The 19,577-nt window shown below is 41.8% G+C and carries 16 protein-coding genes; 5 read left to right on the top strand and 11 right to left on the bottom strand.

Annotated elements, in window-relative coordinates:
• Positions 1-2: 2 nt before the first annotated feature.
• Together CWB60_RS00155 and CWB60_RS00160 are read right to left on the bottom strand one after the other, a co-directional pair.
• Positions 3-890, bottom strand: a complete 888-nt coding sequence (locus tag CWB60_RS00155; RefSeq protein WP_138577958.1) for a TIGR03899 family protein — start codon at positions 888-890, stop codon at positions 3-5.
• Complete coding sequence (locus CWB60_RS00160; protein ID WP_138577960.1) at positions 859-1,440, bottom strand: SRPBCC family protein; 582 nt, start codon at positions 1,438-1,440, stop codon at positions 859-861. Before CWB60_RS00160 ends, CWB60_RS00155 begins: the two co-directional genes overlap by 32 nt.
• A gap of 141 nt (positions 1,441-1,581) precedes the next feature.
• Between CWB60_RS00160 and CWB60_RS00165 the strand changes: the two genes are divergently transcribed.
• Complete coding sequence (locus tag CWB60_RS00165; protein WP_138577962.1) at positions 1,582-3,783, top strand: bifunctional diguanylate cyclase/phosphodiesterase; 2,202 nt, start codon at positions 1,582-1,584, stop codon at positions 3,781-3,783.
• Positions 3,784-3,888: 105 nt separating this feature from the next.
• The gene (locus CWB60_RS00170) at positions 3,889-6,075 is read left to right on the top strand and encodes a YgiQ family radical SAM protein (RefSeq protein ID WP_064385740.1); all 2,187 of its coding nucleotides are present in this window, start codon (positions 3,889-3,891) and stop codon (positions 6,073-6,075) included.
• Between the two features lie 86 nt (positions 6,076-6,161).
• Here the strand turns inward: CWB60_RS00170 and CWB60_RS00175 are convergent, their stop codons facing one another.
• The 7 genes from CWB60_RS00175 to lptD form a co-directional block, all read right to left on the bottom strand.
• A complete protein-coding gene (locus CWB60_RS00175; RefSeq protein WP_126005891.1) occupies positions 6,162-8,177 on the bottom strand; it encodes a methyl-accepting chemotaxis protein in 2,016 nt (671 codons plus the stop codon).
• 112 nt (positions 8,178-8,289) lie between these two features.
• A complete protein-coding gene (locus CWB60_RS00180) occupies positions 8,290-9,108 on the bottom strand; it encodes a symmetrical bis(5'-nucleosyl)-tetraphosphatase (RefSeq protein ID WP_138577964.1) in 819 nt (272 codons plus the stop codon).
• Positions 9,109-9,119: 11 nt separating this feature from the next.
• Complete coding sequence (apaG, locus tag CWB60_RS00185; RefSeq protein ID WP_004585855.1) at positions 9,120-9,509, bottom strand: Co2+/Mg2+ efflux facilitator ApaG/CorD; 390 nt, start codon at positions 9,507-9,509, stop codon at positions 9,120-9,122.
• On the bottom strand, positions 9,493-10,299 hold the full coding sequence (gene rsmA, locus CWB60_RS00190; RefSeq protein ID WP_004585856.1) for a 16S rRNA (adenine(1518)-N(6)/adenine(1519)-N(6))-dimethyltransferase RsmA: 807 nt from the start codon (positions 10,297-10,299) through the stop codon (positions 9,493-9,495). Before rsmA ends, apaG begins: the two co-directional genes overlap by 17 nt.
• Complete coding sequence (gene pdxA / locus CWB60_RS00195) at positions 10,296-11,288, bottom strand: 4-hydroxythreonine-4-phosphate dehydrogenase PdxA (protein ID WP_024031517.1); 993 nt, start codon at positions 11,286-11,288, stop codon at positions 10,296-10,298. Before pdxA ends, rsmA begins: the two co-directional genes overlap by 4 nt.
• A 2-nt stretch (positions 11,289-11,290) precedes the next feature.
• On the bottom strand, positions 11,291-12,586 hold the full coding sequence (gene surA, locus CWB60_RS00200) for a peptidylprolyl isomerase SurA (protein WP_064385734.1): 1,296 nt from the start codon (positions 12,584-12,586) through the stop codon (positions 11,291-11,293).
• Between the two features lie 92 nt (positions 12,587-12,678).
• Positions 12,679-14,931 (bottom strand): LPS assembly protein LptD, encoded by a 2,253-nt coding sequence (gene lptD / locus CWB60_RS00205; RefSeq protein ID WP_138577966.1) that lies wholly within the window; start codon positions 14,929-14,931, stop codon positions 12,679-12,681.
• A gap of 101 nt (positions 14,932-15,032) precedes the next feature.
• Between lptD and CWB60_RS00210 the strand changes: the two genes are divergently transcribed.
• From CWB60_RS00210 to djlA, 3 genes are read left to right on the top strand one after another with little or no spacing between them, the layout of a single operon-like run.
• Positions 15,033-16,034 (top strand): aminoglycoside phosphotransferase family protein, encoded by a 1,002-nt coding sequence (locus CWB60_RS00210; RefSeq protein ID WP_138577968.1) that lies wholly within the window; start codon positions 15,033-15,035, stop codon positions 16,032-16,034.
• Positions 16,031-16,693, top strand: a complete 663-nt coding sequence (murU, locus tag CWB60_RS00215; protein ID WP_138577970.1) for an N-acetylmuramate alpha-1-phosphate uridylyltransferase MurU — start codon at positions 16,031-16,033, stop codon at positions 16,691-16,693. The genes CWB60_RS00210 and murU overlap by 4 nt, the downstream gene beginning before the upstream one ends.
• A 17-nt stretch (positions 16,694-16,710) precedes the next feature.
• Positions 16,711-17,571: a co-chaperone DjlA gene (gene djlA, locus CWB60_RS00220; protein ID WP_029773301.1), complete on the top strand. Its 861-nt coding sequence runs from the start codon at positions 16,711-16,713 to the stop codon at positions 17,569-17,571.
• Here the strand turns inward: djlA and CWB60_RS00225 are convergent.
• On the bottom strand, positions 17,554-18,510 hold the full coding sequence (locus CWB60_RS00225) for a DUF3530 family protein (RefSeq protein ID WP_138577972.1): 957 nt from the start codon (positions 18,508-18,510) through the stop codon (positions 17,554-17,556). The genes djlA and CWB60_RS00225 overlap by 18 nt on opposite strands.
• A gap of 81 nt (positions 18,511-18,591) precedes the next feature.
• Positions 18,592-19,245: a bifunctional tRNA pseudouridine(32) synthase/23S rRNA pseudouridine(746) synthase RluA gene (gene rluA, locus CWB60_RS00230; protein WP_138577974.1), complete on the bottom strand. Its 654-nt coding sequence runs from the start codon at positions 19,243-19,245 to the stop codon at positions 18,592-18,594.
• Between the last annotated feature and the right edge of the window lie 332 nt (positions 19,246-19,577).

Genomic DNA, 19,577 nt, shown 5'->3' on the forward strand with positions numbered 1-19,577 from the left:
TGTTATTTATTAACATGCCACGTTAAATCAAATTCTCCCTCCAATGCATTATTAATTAATTGCTTATACACCTTATTTACAGGGTAATTTATAAGCTTAGAAAGCTCATCGCCTGTTTGGGTAAACTTGTAATAGCTTAATACTAAGTCACTGCTTTTAGCTTTTAACGTCACTTTTTGCGATAAAAACGACAGGGTGAGTTCTTGTCCTGCTTTTAATACCGCTGATTCTATTTCTTTTCTGTAGATTAAATTAAGATCCATTAGCGTTAAAATATCAGGAAAGCTGATCCCCGTTTTACCTAAATTAAGCGATACCTTATTGCCTTTTCGTAGTAAGTCGAAAAGCGAAGGCTTTTTATAAAACCCTAATAAAATAAAGTGGCTGTCGTCTTTTGCGTTGTAGCTGCTCAGCGATACACACTTTTGTAATGCATCTGCTTCGCGTTGGGTCATATGCTTGAGTGTTTGTAAGCTTTTTATAGAAAATGTACCGGGGTTGAGGGTCTCGCCAGTTAAAATTTTAGCCCACAGTGTTTGCATCGATTCATTTGAGGTGTCTTCACATAGGGCAATAAAGCGTTCTATCCAGTCGGCATCTGGTTGCTTATTACTTGCCACATCGGGGCAAAATCCCATTGCTTTAGCTAAAATGGTTTCTATATTTTGCTGCTGTTTTATAAGCAGTAAATCTTGGCGCTTTTGGGCGCGCGCTAAAATAGGGTTATCGCTATTTATGTGATAAAGCGGGTTTAGATCGCCTTTAGAACCGTAACTTTGATCTGTACTTGGTTGCCCAGTATTTGTGGTTATTTTTTTTACGGGGTAACCAAGTAAAGACTCAATGATATTGGCGAGGTTAATTCTCGCTTGGGCTGATTTTACTGTCATCGTTATCCAGCTGTGTTTTTTGGTCGCGTAATTGCGCCACTGTTTGTAAGTTATTTAAGCCAAGTGACACTGTATTGCTTAATACATACTCACTAAAAATTGATAGATAACCCGAAATTAGCGGGGTATTGGTTTGGCCATTAATATTACACGTTACATTTACCACACCTTCTACTTCGGTAAATGTAATTTCACCTTCAATAATATGCTCATTTTTTAAAAGTGCATTAAAGGTCATTTTATTTTGTGAAAGCGAAGTAATGGTCATTTCTCCATCCCCCCAGTCGCTTTGCCACGATTGATGCGCGCCTATACCGCGACTAGGTTCGCCTAAAGTAAAAGCGATAGACGGATCTACTTTGCCCCAGGGCGACCATGTATGCCAAAGGCTAAAGTCAGACACCAGCGATTTAACGGTCGCTACATTGGCATTTATTTGTATGTTTTTATTTACGCTGTAATTTTGCGGCAGGGTTAAACCAATCAAAATAGCCACTAAAACTAACAATAAGAGCGTTTTTATAAGGATTTTAAAAAATTTAATAGGCACACCTTTTACGAGTTTTTTAGTTTGAAATATAACAACTTTTTATTAATCGACTATAGTATGAATTAGCCTATAAACCAAAAATATATTTTTAGCACATAGGTATGAGCTTATATAAGTATTAAAACTGATAAAGGGTAGATAATGTCGTCAGAGCAAAGCGATTTTTTATTTTTAGCGCCAGACAGCGAAGAAGAAATAACCCAAGAATTAACTGATTTTTGGGATGTTTTGATCGTTGATGACGATCCTGAAATACATTCAGTGACTAAGCTTGCATTGTCGGGCGTAGAGTTTTGGGGAGCAGGGCTGCGTTTTCACGATGCGTACTCTGGCAGCGAAGCCATCGAAATACTCAAAAACAATAATACAATATCCGTTATTTTTTTAGATGTAGTGATGGAATCTGATGATGCGGGTTTGCAAGTTGTAAAACGCGTACGCGAAGAGCTAAATAATCAGCATGTGCGAATTATTTTACGTACCGGCCAAGCGGGCAACACCCCAGAAGAAAAAGTAATTCGCGAATATGACATTAACGATTATAAAACAAAAACAGAGTTAACTCGTTCTAAATTAGTAACTTCTTTAATTACCGCTATTCGCTCGTACGAGCAAGTGTGCCAACTTGAGTATCAAAGTGATGCAATGAACACCATTGTTTCGGCTTCAAAGTCTATTTTAGGGCTTACCGATATTAAAGTGTTGTGCAAAGAGATTATTAAACACTTGGGCATTATTTTAGAGTGTCAACAAGTTGGGTTGGTATGCAGTAAGCTAGATGGCGATAACTTTATTCAAGTATTAGGTGGCAGTGGCCATTATGAGAGCTACTTTGGTGAAAAGCTTGCTAATGTTGATAGCGTTGCGCTTGAACAAGTAGATCAGTGTTTTGAGTCGGCCCAGCATTGCCAAACTGATTCGAGCGTAACTTTTATTGTTAAAAGTAAGCACCGCCAGGCTGCTATTTATTTAGAGTGCGAGCATAAACCGAGTGATGCGCAGCTGCAATTTGCAGAGATTTTTCTTACTAATGTGAGTGTAGCCCTTGATAACGTAAGGCTGTTTGTAAAACTAAGAGATGCGGCCTACAAAGATGTACTAACCGGTATTTCTAATCGTACTAATTTTATTGAGCGGGTGGTGCGTTATCAAAAACCACACGTTAATGACTACGTTTTTGTATTAATTGATGTGATTGGTTTTGCAGATATTAACAATGGCTTAGGACAAGAAATTGGCAATCATTTGTTAATCGAGATTGTAAAGCGGCTTAAAGATGCTTACCCAGATGTAAAGTTATTGTCGCGTATTGGCGCAGATGTATTTGGCTTTATTATTCGCCAAACGGAGTTTGACCTTGAACAATTTAACGACGTGCTAAGTGTGCCTTTTAGTGCTGGCGAGCATATTTTGCCTGTCGATTTTAGAATTGGTTTATGTCAGCAGCAAGACTTTCAAAGTACTGGGTTAGATACACTCAAAGTTGCCTATATTGCATTAAACCAAGCTAAAAAGCTTAAATGCAAAGAGGGTATTTACTACGATATTGATATGCAAGACAAAATGGCTTGGCGCTTAGGTATTATTAGGCAGTTACGTCATGATTTTGCTCGGCAAAAGCTCCAAGTGTGGTATCAGCCTCAGCTTTCACTTGATGATTTGTCTTTGATTGGCTGTGAAGCATTGCTGCGCTGGCCATCAGAAGATGGCTCGTTTATATCTCCTGCGGTGTTTGTGCCTTTAGCAGAGGATGCCGGTTTAATTGTTGATATTGGCCAATGGGTTTTAGAACAAGCTTGCCAACAGCAAAAACGCTTAGAGGCACTCGGTGAAGAAATTTGCATTGCTGTAAATGTATCTGTGCCGCAATTTAAGGTTAAAGGCTACGCTAAAACAGTAAAAAACACCTTACAAAAGTACGATGTTAAACCATGCAATATAGAGTTAGAAGTGACTGAAAGCGTGGTAATGGATGAATTAGAAACCGTGATCAATACCCTAAAAGAGTTAAAAGAATTAGGCGTAGAAGTGGCGATTGATGATTTTGGAACGGGCTTTTCTTCGTTAAGTTACTTACAAAGTTTACCGCTTGATAGGCTTAAAATAGACCGCGCATTTGTAAAAGATTTACCTGATAACGATACCGGTGCTATTGCTGCTTTGGTGGTGTCGCTTGGTGCTAAACTAGGACTAAAAACAATTGCTGAAGGTGTAGAAACACAGCAGCAGGCAGAGTTTTTGAAAAACTTAGGGTGTGATGAAGTACAAGGTTTTATGTACGCTAAGCCGATGCCTGAGCACGAACTTTTAGAGTTTATTAAAGAGCGAAATAAAAAAACTTAATATCAACAGACTTTACAGTAGGCGCGATATCTCTAGGCAATGTTGTATAAATAAGCAATGTATTAGGATATAATTCGCGCCTTTTGTTATTCTACGGCCAAAACTATGAGCTCCCTTAAAGCTGAACGCGCGCTATTTTCATACCCCAAATATTGGGCAGAATGTTATGGCACCGCCCCATTTTTACCTACCACTCGCGAAGAAATGGACGCTCTTGGCTGGGATAGCTGCGACATTATAATTATTAGCGGCGATGCCTATGTAGATCACCCTAGTTTTGGTATGGCGGTAATTGGCCGTGTACTTGAAGCGCAAGGCTTTAGAGTGGGTATAATTGCTCAGCCAGATTGGCAATCAAAAGATGCCTTTATGGGGCTTGGTAAACCAAACTTATTTTTTGGTGTTACAGCCGGCAACATGGATTCGATGATCAACCGCTACACGGCTGAAAAACGAATGCGCCATGACGATGCCTATACACCAGGTAATGTGGGCGGCAAGCGCCCTGACCGTGCGGTGATGATTTACTCTCAGCGCTTACGCGAAGCCTACAAAGGTGTGCCTATTGTTATTGGTGGTATTGAAGCAAGCTTGCGCCGTATTGCTCATTACGACTACTGGCAAGAAAAAGTACGCCGTAGTATTTTATTTGATGCCAAAGCCGACATCCTTATTTATGGTAATGCAGAGCGCCCGCTGGTGGAAGTAGCCCACCGTATAGCCGCTGGCGAAACTATGGATACAATTCAGGATATTCGTGGTACAGCGGTTATTCGTAAAGAGCCAATACCGGGATGGCGCGGAAGTGATTCAACAGCGATTGATAAAATAGGCAAAATTGACCCTATCCCAAACCCCTATGGGGCTGATGATGTTGGGTGTAGTAAATCAGAGTTTAAGCAAGCCGGTATTGATTTAAAAGCCGAGGCCGCTAAACCCATTACCGTTCAGCCTGCGCGCCCTAAACCGTGGGAAAAAACATACGTTAAACTACCTGCATTTGAGCAAGTAAGCGTTAATAAACCGCTTTATGCCCATGCTTCGCGCATTTTGCACCAAGAGACCAACCCAGGTTGTGCTCGTGCGTTATTTCAGCGCCATGGCGATCGCTCTATTTGGGTTAACCCGCCGGCATTTCCGCTCGAAACCCATGAGATGGATGATGTATTTGGTTTGCCTTATCAGCGTATACCGCACCCAAGTTATGGTGATGCAAAAATACCAGCCTACGATATGATTAAAACGTCGGTTAATATTATGCGTGGCTGTTTTGGTGGCTGTTCGTTCTGCTCTATTACCGAGCATGAAGGACGTATTATTCAAAGTCGCTCGCAAGAGTCGATTATTGATGAAATAGAACAAATTAGAGATAAAGTACCTGGTTTTACCGGTGTTATTTCTGATTTAGGTGGCCCAACGGCCAACATGTATAAATTACGCTGTACGAGCAAAAAAGCAGAAAGTACCTGTAGACGACTTTCATGTGTTTACCCTGATATATGTAAGCACATGGATACAGACCATACACCTACTATCGATTTATACAAAAAAGCCCGTGAAGTGAAAGGCATTAAAAAGATTTTGATCGCCTCAGGCGTTCGTTACGATCTAGCCGTACAAGACCCTCGCTATGTAAAAGAGTTGGTGACACATCATGTGGGCGGCTATTTAAAAATTGCCCCTGAGCACACAGAAGATGGCCCTTTGTCTAAAATGATGAAGCCGGGCATGGGTGCTTACGATCAATTTAAAGAATTATTTGATAAGTACTCAAAAGAAGCGGGTAAAAAGCAGTATTTAATACCGTACTTTATTTCAGCGCACCCAGGTACCAAAGACGAAGACATGGTTAACATGGCATTGTGGCTTAAATCTAACGACTTTAAGTTAGACCAAGTACAAAATTTTTACCCGTCGCCTATGGCCAATGCAACCACCATTTACCATACAGAAATGAACTCGTTGCGTAATATTAAAAACAACAAAGAGCAAGTACCTGTGCCAAAAGGAGCGCGCCAACGTCGCTTACACAAAGCCATATTGCGTTATCACGATCCATCGGGTTGGCCAATGATCCGCGATGCACTGCGTAGTATGGGGAAAGCCAATTTAATTGGTAAAGGCCCAAATTGCTTAGTGCCAGAAGAAGGCCGCGATGAAAAAGCACATAAAGGCGCTGGTAAAGGTAAAGGAGGGCGCCCAGCCTTAACGCGCCATACTGGGTTTAGCCAATTTAAAAAGGCTAACACTAAGCCTAAAGTGGGCGGCAATCGCCAGCGTGCTTCTCGCTAAGCGTTAAAACCAGTAAATAAAAAACCCGATACTGAGTAACAGTACCGGGTTTTTTATTGCGTTAATTTGCTGCTGTTAGGTGTGCATTACACCTTAAAGTTTTCTACCGATATTCTTAGCTCTTCAGCAAGTTTGGCTACTTCTGAGCTTGAAATATTTGTTTGATTTGCACCCTCAGCTGTTTGCTCGGCTATGGCTACAATAGATTCTAAACGTTCACTAATTTCTTGTGATACTTGTTGTTGCTCTTGAGCAGCGGTAGAGATTTCTTCACTTACATCGTGTGCTTGCGATACGGCAAGTGTAATTGAGTCTAATGCGCTGCTTGCTAAGTCGCTTTGTTCAACACATGATTCTGCTTGCTGTTTACCTTTATCCATTGCTGTTACAGCCGCTTCTGCGCCACTTTGAAGCGATTCAATCATAGATTGTATCTCTTGGGTCGACTCTTGCGTTTTGCTTGCCAGTGAGCGTACTTCATCCGCTACTACTGCAAAACCTCGGCCATATTCACCGGCACGTGCTGCTTCAATTGCAGCGTTAAGTGCTAATAGGTTGGTTTGCTCTGCAATGCCGCGTATTACATCTAAAATACTGCCTATAGATGCGCTGTCTTGATGAAGCTTATTAATAACACCTGATGCATCGTCCACCTCGCGAGCAAGTTGCTCAATAGTGGCTTTATTTTGATGAGAAATACCTTTTACACGTTCAGCTTCTTTATCGGCATTTTTAATTTCGTTAAGTGCCTGCTGTGCGCTGTTGCTTACTGTTTGCGACGTGCTGCTCATTTCGGTTGTGGCTGTTGCCGCTTGCTCTACTTGTGCTTGTTGGTTACGAATAGCTTGGCTTGACTCACCGGTAATGGCCGATGTTTGCTCAGACGCCGCTGCTAATTGAGTTGAGCGTGAAATAATGCCCTTAATTAAGCTACGTAGGCTATCTATAAGGGTGTTACAGCTTTTTGATAGCTCGCCAAATTCATCTTTTGCAGAGTCATCTAAGCGTTGGGTCATATCACCGCTGGCAACAATATCTAAAATCCGATTAACCTCAGCCAGTGGCTTAGTGATTCTATTAACGGTAAGGATCGCAATTGCAATTGCAATTAACGTTGCGATGATCATACCTGCCCATGTCCAGAGCGTCGCTGAATCTACATCCTCGCGAACACCTTCTTGTAATTTGTAAGCCACAGTACTTGCTTGTGTTACTAAATCATCAATTTGCGACAGTGCCATAGTGGTTGCTTGCTCTGATTGGGCAAGTTCTTTTTCGGTAAGTGCGATAGCGTCAATAAGGCGCTGCTTATTGGCCGCTAGGCTATTATTGCCGCTAATATTTTCTATTAGCGTATCAACGTATGCTTGTAAATCACTGTATAGGTCGTTGTTATCTTGTTCTATAGCTGGCTTTATTAACGCTAAAGTACGAATTACTTCGTCAAGGTAATAAGCTTGCTCATTTTTTACAATATCTAGGGTGTTTGTCGTTTTAACCGTGAGCATATCGGTACTGTTACTCACCACAGACATAAAGTTGTTTTCTAAGTTATTGGCAGCTTGGTAAGCGCGTGGGTGGTTTTGCTCAAAGTTAGTAATATCTGTGATATCAAGCACGACTGAATTGGCATCTTCAGCTGCAATCTCAATTGTTTCAAGCTGTGCTGTGAGGGTTTTATTAAGTGCCAGTTGTTTATCTTTATCAGCTAATAGGTTTTCGACCGTACCTAAAAAGCTTAAGTAGGTTTTTTCTACAGCTTGGCTTTTTTGACTCAGTGATGCATCATTTTTTACTACGCGTTGAAGGTCTGCGTGCAGCGAGTTGAATTTGTCTTTTTGCTCAAGTACTTTTTGTTTTATAGGGGTGAGCTGTGCGCTTGAGGTGGTATAAAAACTAGCTTGGGCTGCTTTACTCATTAAAATAAATTCAGCTTGTAGTTCTGAGCTTTTATTAAGCGCGGGCAGTGATAACTGGTTTACCTGCTGGGTAGAGCGGTCAATGCTCGCAATTTTTATTAAAGAGTTACCACCAATGATTATGAGTAATAAGGTGATAAATATAAAACCACACCAAATTCGTTGGCTTACTGTCAGATTCATATGGATTTCCAATTAAAGTACTTCAATCACATCTTATCGGCTTTTTAACCAATAAGTTAAGCAATTAATATCTATTAATTTAAATTTAACATATGTGCTGGGGTTTTACAGTTTATTTAGATAAAAGCGTCGGCTTTTCTACTATTTTTTGCTTAGTTTGCAAGTTCATCATCGTTAAAGCACCGCCCCATACGCATCCGGTATCGAGCGCATGTATGTGATTGAGCTGAGTAACCCCTTCAAGAGCGGCCCAATGGCCAAATATAAGGTTGTTTTCTAATGCTTTTATATTAGGGTGAGTGAACCAGGCTGTTAACGTTTTATTATCGCTAATTGCGCCTTTCGCACTAAGCTCTAACGTGTTGTTGCTGGTTAAAAAGCGCATGCGGGTAAAGTAGTTAACAATGTACCTAAACTTATCAAATTCGTTTAAATCGTCATGCAATATAGCGGGATGAGGCTGATACATTTTTTCAAAAAAGTGCTTAGCATTTGCCGATTGATAACAACGCTGAGCAAACTGTGCGTGTTTAAGTGCGCTTTCTATAGACCAATTAGGGTTAAGCCCTGCATGCGATATAAAGCTGCGGTGCTGTGCTAAATAAATAGCAAGCGGCTGAGTTTGCAAATAGGCGATATAGTGAGGAAGCTTTTTACTATCAAAAATAGCACCGAGTTTATCTTTGGGGTTGATTGGCTTATTAAGATAGTGACAGGCAACCATGTGTAAATCATGATTGCCTAAAGTAACAGTCATGCTGTCTTGATGGCGATAAATATAATCTAGGCAGGCCAGAGAGTCCGGCCCACGTGCGACGATATCGCCCACTAAATAAAGGTGATCTTTGCTTGGGTTAAAGTCAACCCGTTTGAGCAAGCGGCTAAACTCTTTAAAGCAGCCTTGTAAATCACCAATTGCGTAATCAGCCATGGCGCTTTTTACTAATGTAAAATGTTAGGGCACGCTAAACGAAATACGCTTATAGGTGCTTCAAACTCAGAGCCAAACTCATTGCGCAGTGTGTAGTGTCCCTGCATGGTGCCAACAGGGGTGTCTAATATTGCGCCACTGGTGTATTTGTAAGTTTCGCCTGGGCCTATAACGGGGGTTTCGCCCACAACGCCTTCGCCTTCTACTTCAACTTCTTTACCATTGGCATCGGTGATCAACCAATAACGGCTCAAAAGTGTAGCGCTGCAAAGACTGTGGTTTTTAATTGTCACTGAGTAGGCAAAAACGTACTTTTCTAGCTCAGGCTGAGATTGCCCTTCAACATAAAAAGTCTCTACAGAGACTTTTACAGGAGAGCCAATATTACTGCTTGTTGTCATAAATCCAATTAGCTATATCAATAAATTGTTGTAACGTTAGGCTTTCAGCACGCAAAGTAATATCAATACCAATGCTGGTAAGCTCATCTGCGGTGAGTAAGTTGCCTAAGCTGTTACGCAATGTTTTACGGCGTTGATTAAAGGCTTCTAAACACACGGTGTTTAAAATTTTCACGCTTTTAGCGGTACGTTGCTCGGCTTTTTTAGGGATCAGACGAATAACCGCAGAGTCTACTTTAGGTGCTGGTTTAAAACACTCTGGCGGTACTTCAACCACAGGCATTGCGTGGCAGTAGTATTGTGTCATCACGCTTAAGCGGCCAAAAGTTTTGCTGCCTGGGCCTGCAACCATACGTTTTACTACTTCTTTTTGCAGCATAAAGTGCATGTGCTCAATATGATCAGCAAACTCAAAAAGATGAAACAGTAATGGCGTAGAAATATTGTAAGGCAGGTTACCAAACACTTTTAATTTTTTGTCATCGCGTACAAGGCTTGCAAAGTCAAACTTCATTGCATCGCCTTGGTTTACGTTTAATTTAGGACCTAAAAAAGGGTGCTCAATTAAACGCTGAGCTAAGTCTTTATCTAGCTCAACAACAGTAAGTTGGCCGCTTAAATCGGCAACAGGCTCGGTAATTGCGCCTAAACCTGGGCCAATCTCTACTAGGTTGTCTTGTGGTTTAGGATCGATTGCAGTCACTATTTTATCAATGATAGATTCATCAAATAAAAAGTTTTGCCCAAAACGTTTACGGGCGCGGTGTCCTAAATGTACTTTATCGGTCATTGATTCTGTGCTTTTTCATGGGCGAGCTTAATTGCTTCGCGGATCGCTAATTCAAAACTGCCAACTTCAGCGTCACCGGTGCCTGCTAAATCAAGCGCAGTACCGTGATCAACCGAAGTGCGGATAAATGGTAAACCTAAGGTTATATTTACCGAGTTACCAAATCCCTTGTATTTTAGCACAGGTAAACCCTGATCGTGATACATAGCAAGCACGGCATCGGCTTGAGAGAGGTATTTATCCTGAAATAGGGTATCGGCAGGAAGCGGACCAATTAAATTCATGCCTTGGCTGTTTAAGAGCTCAAGCGTAGGTGAAATTGTTTCTATTTCTTCAGTGCCTAAATGACCGTCTTCGCCGGCATGGGGGTTTAATCCACACACTAAAATTTTCGGTTGCTCAATACCAAACTTAGTTTGTAAGTCGTGGTTTAAAATACTAATAACTTTAGTTAAGCGCTCTTGTGTAATAGCACGCGATACATAAGCCAGTGGTATATGCGTTGTTACTAGAGCAACACGCAAGCCTTCGGTTGCTAGCATCATTACTACATCAGAGGTGCCCGACTGCTGAGCAAAGTACTCAGTGTGGCCACTAAAGGAAATACCGGCTTTATTAATAATCCCTTTGTGAACAGGGCCTGTGACAACGGCATCAAAGGTACCGTCCATATTTTTTTCGCTGGCAATACGTAAGGTATCAAGCACGTATTGGCCGTTTAAGTCGTCTAGTTCACCTAGCTTAACGTCAGTGCCTAAATCTACTTGGTGAATATAAATGCTACCTGCCGGCGCTATAGCTGCAGGGGCATTTTCATCAAAATCAATTAGCTCAATATTAAGGCCCAAGTGTTGAGCGCGTTCTTTTAATAACTGTTTGTCGGCGATAGCGACCAGTTGAGCTTGCCATGGTTGCTGCGCTAATTGCAGCAGCAAGTCAGGGCCAATCCCCGCAGGTTCACCCGGGGTAATTGCAATTCGTAATGTCATAATTACTCGTCTATAGGGAAAATTTCAACATGGGCTTGTTCGCGCATTTCTTGCTGCCAGTTAAAACTTTCTTCTTTAAATTTACGATTAAACAACATGCCGTGCGCACGGTTACGTTTAGCTAGCTCGGTTTTATCTGCTACACGTTTATCTAAAAGTTGTACTATGTGCCAACCAAATTGTGTTCTAAATGGTTCACTAATTTGATTTTTATCAAGTGATAACAAAGTATCTTTAAACGCCGGTACATACGTTGTAGGGTCAGTCCAATCATACTCACCGCCTTTAAGGGCTGAGCCTGGATCTTCTGAGTATTCTTTAGCAAGCTCAGCAAAGTCAGCGTTTCCTGCGCGTAAATCTTTGGCAAATCCTGCTAGCATGCTACGTGCTTTTTCTTCACTTAAAATAATTGAAGGCTTAATAAGAATATGGCGTGAGCGTACTTCTGTAGTTTCTACTAATTGGCGACCACGTACATCTTGCACCTTAATTATATGAAAGCCAGCACCTGAGCGAAGCGGGCCAACAATAGCGCCTTTCTTTTGACCTTTTACAGCTTCGGCAAATAACGAAGGCATTTCGTTGATACCCATATAACCGAGTTGTCCGCCTTCAAGCGCTTTTGAGCCACCTGATGATGAAATAGCGATGCGTTTAAACTCTTGGCCATCGTTTAATAGCTCAATAACTTTGTCAGCACGGGTTTTCGCACTGGTGATTTCATCTGCTGTTGCATCGTTAGGAATATCAATAAGGATGTGGCCAATATCATACTCTTCAGAGTTTTGACCTTGGCTTTCCATTATTTTTAACAGGTTATCTACTTCTTGTTGGCTAATATAAATTCGACGATCTACATTGGCACGGGTAACCTGTTGGGTGGTGATCTCTTTACGAATTTCTTCGCGGTAGGCTTGAAAGCTCTCGCCAGCGGCTTCAATGGTACGACGAAGATCGGCAATGCTGCCGCCTTGATCTTTTGCCATATTTGCGAGTGTTTGGTCTAACTGGCTGTCTGAAATTTCTAGGCCCATACGTTCAGCCATTTGCATCATAAGCGTTTGGTTAACTAAACGCTCAACGGCTTGTACGCGAAGCGTTTCGTCTTTAGGAAGTTGTTGGCCTTGCTCTGCGGCTTGCTTTTTAACACGATTAATTATGGTGTCTACTTCACTTTTTAAAATTACGCCTTGGTTTACAACACCAATTACTTTGTCGATTTCCTGTGGGGCGGCAAATGCGCCATGGCATAAGCTTAAGCTTAAAATAGCTGTTGATAATAGTTTTTTTAAATTCATATTCTTTTTACTACTCTTCTAATAGTACTGCTTTAAAACAGGGCGTACTGCATTTTAGGGCTTTAAAGTATCACCTTAATTGCTCGTTTGCCTTAATTATTAAGAAAATACGGTCTACGGTAGCCAAAAATACCTTGTTGTAATAATTTTTGTGCATCGTAACGGCTCTTACTGCCAAGCCCTTTTAATACAAAGTTTAAACTAATACCTGAATCAAAAGTGGCTTGTTGCTGCCCGATAGACTGATTTAAATCGGTTTCAATCTGACGGTGACCAGTAATTTGGATTGCCCAACAGCATGACTCATACTGTAATCCGCTTAAAAATTCGATGCTTCGATTATTTTCAAGGTCCCGGTGGTAGCTTGCAATAAATTGCCACTGATCACTAATTGGGATACTTGTAAATACACCCGTTTGCTCGATTGTATTTCCTGAGACATCATTTGCATAGCGATGGTTCAATTGAACTAGCTCATTATTGTCACCTTTGTAATCGAGGGTGACATTTGACTGGATCATTTGCTTACCATCCGTGTCGTATTGCATACCCGCTGAGAGGTACCAACGGCGGTGCCAATGTAGCATTGTTTGCGCTGCAAAAAGGGCGTTGTAGTTTGTCTCTGAGTCTAAATCTTGCTCGGTAGGTTTAGCCGAGTCGTTTAGGTAAAAAATTTGACCCGCGCTAAAGTTAAACACTTCTTCGTGTTTATTATCAAATAAGCGTGTTGTTGCACCTAACGTAAATTGGTTAGCTGCGGCTATACGGTCTACACCCGAAAAGCGCGTATCTCTAAATAGGCCAAAAAAGTCATCTTGTAGGCGAGTGGTGTCAAATAGGCCTATCTCAGATTGATCCTTATTAGGGGTATATAAATACTGTATTTGTGGCTCAAGAGTTTGAATGCCATCTTCAAAAAAGGTCGAGGTGTCACGTTCAAAGTTAAGCTGCGAGTACAAACGTACTTTTGGCAAGGTACGCGAAACGCTATCGCTATATTGAGTGCCCGTTAAATTACCACTTTGCTTGTAGTTAGTTTGTAATAAGCTCACTTCTGAGAGAAACGACCACGCATGTGTTGCGTAGTTAAAGCGCGCTTTTGGCTCTACGTGTACACGGGTAGCACTGTCTATGGCAATTTCTGAAGATTCGTTGGTAAAGTGGCTTACTTCACCCGACAAACTAAAGTCAAAGTTATCAAAACGCCATGGGGCGGTTTGTGTAAAGCTAATTTGTGGAACCGCGGCATACGACTCTAAGTGATCGCCCAGTACTTCAAAGTTTTGAAATTTAATATCGGTACGCCATGTGTCGCCAAGGTGAGTCACAGAGCCGGTACGATAAAGTTGGGTATCGGTTTTATTTGCGTAATTAGAGCTTAAATCGGTGATGTAGTTGTCATCACTGACGTTAGTTACATCAATATTAGCGCGCCAGTCTTCACTTAAATAGCTTTGTTGCTGCCAATGAAACATATAGCGCTCATCAAGGCTTGGCTCCGAATCATCGCTATCTAAATATTCAATACCGACTAAGCCTTCATGTTGCTCCGTGAGGTATCTAAACTCGGTTTGCAATTGTAAGCCTTTGCGCGACATATAACGTGGTGTAATAGTGGCGTCAAAATTAGGCGCAATATTCCAATAATAAGGCGTAACAGTTTCAAGGCCGTAACGGTCGGAGCTCGAAATGCTAGGTGTTAATAAGCCCGACTTGCGTCGCTCATCCAGCGGAAACGTGAAATAAGGTAAATATAAAACGGGGGTATCAAGAATACGTAAAACGGCGTTATAGGTTTCGCCCCAGCCTTCTTCACGAGAGAGGTTAATTTCGTCGGCTTCTATTTCCCACACGGGTGTATCGCTTGGGCAAGTAGTAAAGCTTGCATTCATTAACAATAAGCCAGACTCGTTGACAGTGAGTTTTTCGGCGCCACCTTTACCTTGTTGCGCTGTTAAGCTGTAATCGGCACCTAGTAGGCTTATTTCTGAATTATTTAAATCGGCATTTAAACCTGAGCTGTTTACTTGGCTTACACGGTCTTGATAAGTAATAGGGCCTGTTGCATTAAGTAAACCGCGCTGCTTATCTATAAGCGCAGTTTGTGCGGACAAACTCATATCAAGGGTGTTAATATCAACATTGCCGGTAAATTCAGCGCTTTGTGTGCCTAGGAGCTCTACATCGTCAGCTTGTATATCAACCGATCCTACCGCTAAGTTTGGTAGAGGTTGCCAAGCTCTGGTTTGCATTGAAATGCCACATAAATTGTGTGCCAGTTCAGTTTCGGCAAGCGATGGTGCGCTAATTACGCCTAGCATCAATATGCCCCAGGTTTTGCTCATTTATCGACCTTAATGCTCTTTGGTTTATTATAAGCTAGACATAATAAAGGAAAACAATGGCAAATACAGTAATTGACCTATAAAAATAGACATCTTATATAATGACACGCTTTGATAATTTACAACTATTTATAAATACGCACTTTGATGCTAAACCACACTCCTTAGTAGCCATTACTGGGGATGCCAGCTTTCGCCGTTATTACCGTTTAAGCTGTGCCGGAAAAGCGTTTATTGTGATGGACTCCGACCCACAAAAAGTAAATAACGCTCCGTATATCTCTCTTAATAAAGTATTCACCGACAACGGCTTTTTATTGCCTGAAATAATTGCAAGCGATGAAGAACAAGGCTTTTTTGTGTTAAGTGACTTAGGAAGTACACACTTAGCCGATAAGCTCGATGAACCAAATAGAGATGAATATTACAAGCAATTAATCCGTTTAGCGGCAAGCTGGGCCAAAACACCTGAATCAGCAGCTATGCAAAATTATAATAAAGAATTTATTCATCTTGAGCTGAATATTTTTAGCCAATGGCTGGTTACTGATTTTATTGGCTTAACAATGAGTACTGAGCAACAAACGCTTTGGCAGCAAAGCTGTGAGCTATTAACGAACGCTATGCTAGCGCAGCCTAGGGTCACGGTTCATCGTGATTATCACTGCCGTAATATTATGTATAGCAATGAGCAGTGGGCAATTATAGATTACCAAGATGCCGTGCGCGGGCCGCTGTGCTATGACTTAGTGTCGCTGCTACGCGATTGCTACTTTAAGTTGCCACAAGCACAGCTTAATCAGCTGCTTGAGTACGGCTATGAAGAATTTACAGCGCAAAAATTAATAACAGATATTTCTTTTGAGCAGTTTAAACAGTGGTTTGATTTAACGGGTATTCAGCGCCATTTAAAGGCAGCGGGAATATTTTGCCGGCTCTATTTACGCGATGGTAAAACCGGCTACCTTGATAATATTTTACCGACGTTGGATTACATTGTTGATGTTGCTAAAACCTATCCAGAGCTTGCAGCGTTAAGTGAGTGGGTAAGCAGCATTGTAATACCGCAGGTAACACTAAAATTAGCTAAGGAGCGCACATGAAAGCCATGATTTTAGCTGCCGGGCGCGGCCAACGAATGATGCCGCTTACACAAGCTATGCCTAAACCTATGCTAAAAGTGGCGGGGAAACCGCTGATTGAGCACCATATTAATAACCTTAAAGCCGCTGGCATTACTAACATTGTTATAAACCTAGCTTGGCAAGGGGATAAAATAAAAAGCTATTTTAAAAATGGTGCTGAGTTTGGTGTGCGCATTGAATATAGCCAAGAGGCGGAGGGCGGCCTTGAAACCGCAGGCGGAATTATTCAGGCGCTGCCATTACTAGGTGAGCAATTTATTGTAATTAACGGCGATGTATTCACAGATTACGATGTGAGTGCGCTTACACAATTGCACCTGCAAGACGGCGAGGCCCACATAGTGTTAGTAGAAAATCCACCGCATAACGAAAAAGGGGATTTTGCGTTAAGTCACTTATCGGCTGAGAGTCAAAAGTATACATTTTCGGGAATTAGCCGTTACCACGCTAATTTTTTTAAAGGTTTAGAGCCTGGCACACGCCCGCTTGGGCCAATATTGCGAGAAAAGCTCGCCCAACAGGTTATCTCAACTGAGCTTTATATTGGTCAGTGGGACGATATCGGCACACCACAGCGACTCGCGCAGCTCAACGAGCGCATACAAAACACACTTTAATAGAGGCAGTTAATTAGATGTGGGGAAAAATACTCGGTTTTTGTTTTGGCTTTATGTTTGGTAAAATTTTTGGTGCCATTTTAGGTTTATACCTCGGCCATTTATTTGATAAAAGCTTAAAAAACGATTTTGATAAAGCCGGCGGCTTTTCAGGTTTGTTTAAAGGTGATGATGTAAACGAGCGCCAAGCGTTGTTTTTTTCGAGCTGCTTTGCGGTTATGGGGCATATTGCAAAGTCGAACGGTCGCGTAAGCGAGGTGCATATAAAAGCGGCAAGTATGTTTATGGATGAAATGGGGCTAAAGGGCGATGAGCGCCGCGAAGCTCAGCATGCATTTCAATCAGGTAAAGACAGCGACTTTTCGATTAAAGAAACAGTACACGACTTTAAAGAACGCTTTGCAAAACGTTACGACTTACTGCAACTGTTTTTAGAAATTCAAATTCAAATGGCGTTTTCTGATGGCGTGCTCGCAGAGCAAGAAAAACAGCTGTTACAAGAGGTAAGTAAGCAATTAGGTATTTCTAAAACTCATTTTGCTTTTATTCTTAAGCGTTACCAAGCTGAATTTAGTTTTAGACAGCAGCAACAACAGTATAGACAACAGCAGCAAGGTCAAAGTAGCAGTTACCGTGAAGGCTCTGGTCATCATGTGCCCCCTAATAACAGCATGAACCGCTCACAGGCCTTGGCTTTATTAGGGTTAAGTAGTGACGCGACGCAACGAGATATTAAAGTAGCGTATCGTAAATTAATGGCGCAGCATCACCCTGATAAATTAGTATCTCAAGGGCTGCCTAAACACATGATGGAAGTAGCAGTTAAAAAAAGCCAAGATATTCAAGCGGCTTACGAGTATTTAAAAAAGGCGGCGTAAAAAACCGTCTATCACTTTAGTTAACCGTGCATGCTGCTCTGGCGCATCGCGCAGGCCAAAGAGTTGGCGCTGGCGGTAATCAAATTTAGCATTTCGATTTACCCAGCGCTGGCGGTTTTTAAGGCTCATAAGTATATCGGTATTATCATTTGCATAGTAAATATCAAGCAAGGCGGGGGTCACCAGCGATGTGGTTTGCGCTAAACCTTTATTGCGCTGTGTATTAGGTAAATAACTACTTAAGCTTATAAACGCATCTATTCGCGAGTCTGGAAAATCGGCATAGTATTCTAGGAGTACCCCCGCACTGGTACCTTGTGCTATGACGACAATATTATTTGGCTCGCTCATCGCGTTTTGATAGAGCGCCTCATAACGCATTATTAAATTAGTTTTATAATGACTTAGTACCTCGTTACTCACCAAATCAATGGCATTAACAAAGTGTGGCTCTTGAGCCGTTGTAACAGCACCGTCGCTGTTACTTTGCGCCGTTTTTGTTGGCTCTTCATTTTGCGCTTGCGTACTTGATTGCGTGCTTGATTGGGTATCTGCTTGTGCAGCCATGTTACTTGCTTGCCAATCTATATCGGGTACTGTCATGGCGTAGGTTGTGTAACCTAAATTAGTAAGCTCTTTTCGCAGGTAACTCATGCCAGCATTGCTAGTGGGGGTAGAATTCCAGTCGGGGATGAGTAATACAATACCTCTAAAATCGCGGCTCATGTATTCGCTATACAAGCTTAAGAACTCTGTATCTCCAGCAAGTATGGGTTTAACTTCATCATTGGGTAGTAGACGTTTTATATCGCTATTTTCGATACTTGATAAAGAAGGTGGGGCTATATGCTCTGCAGCACTGGCATATGCGCTTAAGCATAACGCAGAGCAACAACATACACTTTGTAGCGTTTTTTTGATTAGCTGCGCAGATATCATAGTAAGCCCAAAACGTGAGTAATAACTAAGTATCGGCGCGCTAAGGTAAAAGTTTAGTACTAACTTTGTGGGCTTTACCTATTAAAAGTCGGGCTCTACCTCAAAGGTCAGTACTTGCTCGGTCACGGGGTGTTTTAGTTGCAATATTTGCGCATGTAGTTGTAAACGTGGCGCCGCGGCTAGGGCCTCTTTATGGGCATAAAGTCTATCGCCCAGTATTGGGTGGCCAAGGCTTAGCATGTGCACGCGTAATTGGTGCGATCGCCCCGTAATTGGCGTGAGCTCTACACGTGTTGCGCCCGCTTCTCGTGCAAGTATTTTAAAGTGGGTTAGCGAGGGCTTACCGTTTTCATAATCAACCATTTGCTTAGGGCGATTAGGCCAATCACAAATAAGTGGCAAATCAACCGATCCGGTATCTTGCTCAAGTTGGCCGTAAACACGTGCAATATAGCGTTTTGCAGTTTCACGTTCTTGAAACTGCATACTTAAATGCCTATGAGCTGCCTTATTCATAGCAAGGCAAAGTATGCCCGAGGTTGCCATATCTAGGCGGTGCACTATTTTAGCTGTAGGAAAAACACGGTTAACGCGATTAATTAAGCTATCGGCATGTTTTGGATCTTTACCCGGGACGGTTAAAAGTTCGCTGGGTTTATTAACGATGAGCAAGTCGTCATCTTGGTGCAGTATTGTTAAATACGGACTCATTGGGGGATTGTAATTAACTAACACGGCCGACCTCAGTAATTTTGCAGGGCGCTATTTTAGGGGAGCGAGAGCAAAGGCTCAAGGAAAAGATAAAAGTTTAATTGCGTATTTTTCATGCTGGTGTGAAATTGCACCAGCTTAAAGTTGTAGGAACACATTATGGCAAGGCAAAGTATTTCACTTACTGAACAGAATGATTTATGGCTTCGTAATCACGTTGAAAACGTGGGGGGATTACACAAATAAAAGTGAATTGGTGAATGATTTAATTCGTCGTGCAAGAAGAGCAGAAGCAATAAGTGGTAAGCTTGCTAACTCAGAAAAAAGCGGTTTTAGTGATCAATCGGCGTGCCGTT

The sequence above is a fragment of the Pseudoalteromonas sp. S327 genome (assembly GCF_005886415.1).
Lineage (GTDB): Bacteria > Pseudomonadota > Gammaproteobacteria > Enterobacterales > Alteromonadaceae > Pseudoalteromonas > Pseudoalteromonas atlantica.